The sequence below is a fragment of the Asaia sp. SF2.1 genome, assembly GCF_000505765.1.
Classification (GTDB): Bacteria; Pseudomonadota; Alphaproteobacteria; order Acetobacterales; family Acetobacteraceae; genus Asaia; species Asaia bogorensis.
This window is the reverse complement of sequence record NZ_AYXS01000033.1, coordinates 1-4,152: the sequence shown is the minus strand read 5'-3', so window position 1 is coordinate 4,152 and position 4,152 is coordinate 1. Positions and strand designations below refer to the sequence as shown.

General features: G+C 59.3%; 7 protein-coding genes and 1 other RNA gene. 6 read left to right on the top strand and 2 right to left on the bottom strand.

Going from position 1 to position 4,152, the window contains the following annotated elements; genetic code table 11:
• Positions 1–80 precede the first annotated feature (80 nt).
• Positions 81–785, top strand: a complete 705-nt coding sequence (locus P792_RS31235; RefSeq protein ID WP_031241145.1) for a fasciclin domain-containing protein — start codon at positions 81–83, stop codon at positions 783–785.
• Here the strand turns inward: P792_RS31235 and P792_RS31230 are convergent.
• Both P792_RS31230 and P792_RS31225 read right to left on the bottom strand, forming a co-directional pair.
• The gene (locus P792_RS31230) at positions 754–1,344 is read right to left on the bottom strand and encodes a thiamine phosphate synthase (protein WP_023979297.1); all 591 of its coding nucleotides are present in this window, start codon (positions 1,342–1,344) and stop codon (positions 754–756) included. The genes P792_RS31235 and P792_RS31230 overlap by 32 nt on opposite strands.
• 25 nt (positions 1,345–1,369) lie before the next feature.
• Positions 1,370–1,780: a hypothetical protein gene (locus P792_RS31225; protein ID WP_023979296.1), complete on the bottom strand. Its 411-nt coding sequence runs from the start codon at positions 1,778–1,780 to the stop codon at positions 1,370–1,372.
• A 52-nt stretch (positions 1,781–1,832) separates the two neighbouring features.
• On the opposite strand from P792_RS31225, the gene P792_RS31220 reads away from it, so the two are divergent.
• From P792_RS31220 to P792_RS31205, 5 genes are all read left to right on the top strand, one after another.
• Positions 1,833–2,060, top strand: coding sequence for a hypothetical protein (locus P792_RS31220; RefSeq protein WP_023979295.1), 228 nt, complete (start codon positions 1,833–1,835; stop codon positions 2,058–2,060).
• Positions 2,061–2,062: 2 nt separating this feature from the next.
• A complete protein-coding gene (locus P792_RS31215; RefSeq protein WP_023979294.1) occupies positions 2,063–2,404 on the top strand; it encodes a cell division protein ZapA in 342 nt (113 codons plus the stop codon).
• A 10-nt stretch (positions 2,405–2,414) separates the two neighbouring features.
• A non-coding RNA gene (gene ssrS / locus P792_RS36645) (6S RNA) lies at positions 2,415–2,571 on the top strand.
• The gene (locus P792_RS31210) at positions 2,558–3,148 is read left to right on the top strand and encodes a 5-formyltetrahydrofolate cyclo-ligase (protein WP_023979293.1); all 591 of its coding nucleotides are present in this window, start codon (positions 2,558–2,560) and stop codon (positions 3,146–3,148) included. Before ssrS ends, P792_RS31210 begins: the two co-directional genes overlap by 14 nt.
• On the top strand, positions 3,145–3,960 hold the full coding sequence (locus P792_RS31205; protein WP_031241143.1) for a TIGR00282 family metallophosphoesterase: 816 nt from the start codon (positions 3,145–3,147) through the stop codon (positions 3,958–3,960). Before P792_RS31210 ends, P792_RS31205 begins: the two co-directional genes overlap by 4 nt.
• The last annotated feature ends 192 nt before the right edge of the window (positions 3,961–4,152 follow it).

The following is a 4,152-nucleotide window of genomic DNA, read 5'->3' as shown; positions in this document are numbered from 1 at the left end:
AGCTATTACAATACGACCTGTCAGACGACTTTCGAGCTAACCAATAGTCGTGTGGTCGGCTGGACCATGCGTGGAGATGGATGCTGAACCTTATGTTGCCGACTAGAACAAGAACAATAAGAACACGAGTGTTGGGCGGGGCAGTGGTGGCTCTTGCTCTGGCCGGGTGCGAGAGCAGGGCTGCCCAGGACCCTCTGTATATCAAGGGTTCACTCTCCGCTGTGCAGATGCCGGCTGTGAGCAGCAGTCACATGTACCACGCCTCGACCAAGAGCGAGACGTCGAGCCCGGTTGCCTATCAGGAACCCCCGACTTTCTCGTTCAGCGACAGGCCGCTGCTGGACAACATATCGGCGTCTCTGGAACTGGCTGATTATCGCAAAGCCCTGCGTCAATCGGCCATGTTCGCCCGATTGGGCCGGAACGGTCCCTTTACGGTGTTCGCCATCCCCAACGAGCCCTTTGAACGCTATGCAGCGCAGGTGCCGGGTGGGTTGATGAACCCGCAAAACGCGACGACCCTGCGACAGATACTTGGTTACACGATCGTACGGGGCAACTGGTCACCAGCCAGACTGAATGCCACGATGAAACGTCTGAAGAGTGACCGCATCGCGCTGAAGACACTTGGCGGAGATGCGCTCACCGTGCAGCGCGACGCGTCGAGCGGGCAATTCACGCTGGTGAATATGACCGGTCGTGTCGCCAGAATCTGGCTTAATGGCGCCCCGCAGTCCAACGGGACGCTCTATATCACCCAGGATATTCTTCCGCCGCGCGGCTGACGATATCGCTCAGCCTTGCCCCGGCTTCGTCGGCATCGACGAAGCTGAGAGGGACGGCGAGAAAATCGACATTGGCCTTGAACATGGCGATTGCCTGTTCCTTTGTCTCAATGTCCTCGGCGATGACCGGCAATTCCATCATCTGTGACCACCATGCAGCCAGATCAGGCGCATTGGGGGCTATGGCGATATAGTCAGCGCCTAGTTCGCCTGCGCTCATGGCCTCGTCACGGCTTGTGCCACAATAGACGCCGAGTTGCAGGTCGCGCCCCAGCTCTTCACGGGCTGTCAGGCATTGGGCCGGGCTACTGGTAAGGTGCACGCCGTCGCAACCCAGTTCATGCGCCAAAGCCGGAAGGTCTGTCAGGATCAGGGCCGTGCCGCTGGCCTGCACGGTCTCGCGAATGGCATGCACACAGCTTCTGGCACGGGTCTCATCGGTTGTGGAAAGACGCAGGGCGGCGGGGGTCCAGCGTTCAAGCACTTTCGCCAGATCGGCCAGCTCACGTGACGGGTCGAAATCCGGCATTGTGACCAGATAGAGTTCGCAAGGCAGCATGGTGGCAATCCGTCCGATAGGGCGCTCAGGACTCTGGCGCGAGATATTGGTGAAGCTGTCCAATCCGGTAAGCGTTATAAGGCGGCCTGCCAAGAGCGAGTGCAGCGGGGCGTGTTGTCAAAAGATGGCCACCGCACTGCCGTGCAATATCGCACACGGTCTCGATAGAGGGGGCATCTGCCGTGCATACCACCCATTTCTGTCCCTCCCGCAGGGCGCAGGCAGCGAGTGAGGCGGCGTAACCAGCATCGAAAATCGTGGGTACGGTAAGGCCTTCGGTCAGGGCGCACCACCACGGAAACCCCATGATGGGCCCAAGCCCCTCACCGGATATGACTGCATAGGGGACGCTGAAACCCGACTGGCTAAGCAGCGGGAAGAGCGAGTCATCCGAGAGAGCGACAATCCTACGGGGGAGGTGTTGCACCGGCTTCATGCTTGACCTTGTGACATTATGAGAGCTTCTCTAGCACAAGCGGAAACCCGGTGTGGATGATGAGGCCATTTTGACGGATCAGACCGATAGCGCCACAGGAAAGGCAAGACCTGAGGATCGGATCGAGCAGGCACTCGATCGCATCGCCTATGCTCTGCATCATCCGCAGGCGAACGCGCCTGAGCCCATGGACTGGCAGCCTCTTGCGGCCAATATCGAAGCGCTTCGGCTGCGGGTACGGGACATGATCGAGTATCTGGCTGATGAGGAGGCTGTCTGATCATGGCACAGGTTTCCATTCGACTTAACGGCTATTCCTATACAATTGGCTGCAAGGATGGCGAGGAACGCTATCTTCAGGATCTGGCCAGGCAGGTTGAGCGGCGTATCGATCGTGTGCGCGGGCTTGGCACGCAGGGTGGCGAGTCATGGACGCTCGTCATGGCGGCGCTGTTCATGGCGGATGAACTGCATGACCTGGCCAAGGAAATTCTGCCAACCACCACGAATGAGCGCGTCCAGCGTGCCGAGCGCATCATCGCCGAGAATGAATCGCGCGAGCAGAAGCTTAATTTGCTGGCGGAGCGGGCCGAAGGCATTGCAGCCGAGCTGGAGAGTGCCTAGTTAGTGTCGGGTGGGACTGCCCGGTACGTCAGGCAACTCAACCCCTGGGCCGATAAGCACTTCCTTAGGGAGCTGGCTCTGTCGTGATCGTGGTCATGATATCTGGCGCCCACCTGCGTGAGCAGGTCCGGGAGGGCTGAAAGACCGACGGCCATGGTGGTTCCACACATGAATATCGATCGGGAAAAGCAGGATCTGCGCCGCATCATGCGACAGCGCCGGATCGAACGCCCCATCTCCCCCGCTGAAAACACGGCCCTCAACAATAATCTCGCCATGCAGATTCTGGCTGAGCCAGACCTGGGCCAGATCGGTTGCGTCTGGCCCCTCCCTGGTGAGGCGGACCTGCGCGCTTTGTGCCATCTGCTCTTCAACGCCGGGCGGCATGTGCTGCTGCCTGAGACAACGCCCAAGGGAGAGCCTCTGCTGTTTCGACGGTGGAGGCCGGATTGCGAGATGGTGATGGGGCGCTTTGGAACCTACCATCCCGATGGCGATTACGATCGCCCTGATCTCGTGCTGGTGCCGCTGCTGGCGTTTGATCGGACATTCAATCGCCTTGGTTATGGCGGGGGGTATTACGACCGTACTCTCGACGCGCTGAAATGCAGGGCGTTCGGCTTTGCGCTGTCATGGCAGGAAGTGGCTTCGGTGCCCGTGGGCGCGCATGACGAGCCCCTCGACCGGATCGTGACGGAGCAGGAAATTATCAGACAACAGGCCGGGGAAGGCAGAGCAGGGTGAGACTACTTTTTCTTGGGGATATTGTGGGGCGTTCGGGCCGTGAGGCGGTCATGGCGTGTCTGCCAGCGTGGCGTGAAACCCTGAAGCTCGATGTCGTGGTGGTAAATGGCGAAAACGCCTCACATGGCTTTGGGCTCTCCTCTGCTATAGCCACCGATCTGTTCAAGGCGGGGGTCGATGTGATCACGCTGGGAAACCATGCCTGGGACAAGAAGGAGCTGCTGCGCGAGATCGACGCGGAGCCGCGGATCATTCGGCCGCTGAACTTTCCGCCGGGCACGCCGGGGCAGGGGTCCTTCGTGATCGTGCTCCCCAACGGGCGTAAGGTGCTCGTGATCAATGTCATGGGGCGTCTTTTCATGGACCCGCTCGATGATCCCTTCCGGGCCGTCACGGAGTGCCTGTCGCGTCACAAGCTTGGCATGACCGCCCATGCCATTATCGTGGATCTGCATGCCGAGACAGGAAGCGAGAAAATGGCATTTGGTCATTACCTCGATGGCAAGGTCTCGCTTGTGGTGGGTACGCATACCCATGTGCCGACGGCTGATTATCGTATCCTCTCGAAGGGGACGGCTTACCAGACCGATGCAGGCATGTGCGGCGACTATGACAGTGTAATTGGCATGGGCAAGGAAGCCTCGCTCTATCGCTTCGTACGCAAGCTGCCGGGTGAGCGCCTGCAACCGGCCGAAGGTGAGGCGACCGTGTGTGGGGTTTTTGTTGAGACGGATGACCGGACGGGGTTGGCGGTGAGGATTGAGGCGGTTCGCGTTGGTGGTCATTTGAGTCCTGCGTTTCCTGTGGTGTGAGTTTTTTCCTTTTTTTTGGACTTTTTTGGTTTGGATTGGGTTGTGTGTGGGGTGAGGAATCGGGTGTGGCCCATGTCTGGCGTGGGTTTTGGGGGATTTGAGGAAGTGTTTGACAACCCCCCCTGGTTTCCGTAAAAGCCCGTTCACCGCAGCGGAACACGCCGCGGTGACTGCCTGAAAGGCTGAGTAAGA

Excerpts from the sequence above, each read along its gene's own strand:
- P792_RS31210 (WP_023979293.1), top strand. The coding sequence starts at position 2,558 with ATGGTGGTTCCACACATGAATATCGATCGGGAAAAGCAGGATCTGCGC.
- P792_RS31225 (WP_023979296.1), bottom strand. The coding sequence starts at position 1,780 with ATGAAGCCGGTGCAACACCTCCCCCGTAGGATTGTCGCTCTCTCGGAT.
- P792_RS31230 (WP_023979297.1), bottom strand. The coding sequence starts at position 1,344 with ATGCTGCCTTGCGAACTCTATCTGGTCACAATGCCGGATTTCGACCCG.
- P792_RS31215 (WP_023979294.1), top strand. The coding sequence starts at position 2,063 with ATGGCACAGGTTTCCATTCGACTTAACGGCTATTCCTATACAATTGGC.
- P792_RS31235 (WP_031241145.1), top strand. The coding sequence starts at position 81 with ATGCTGAACCTTATGTTGCCGACTAGAACAAGAACAATAAGAACACGA.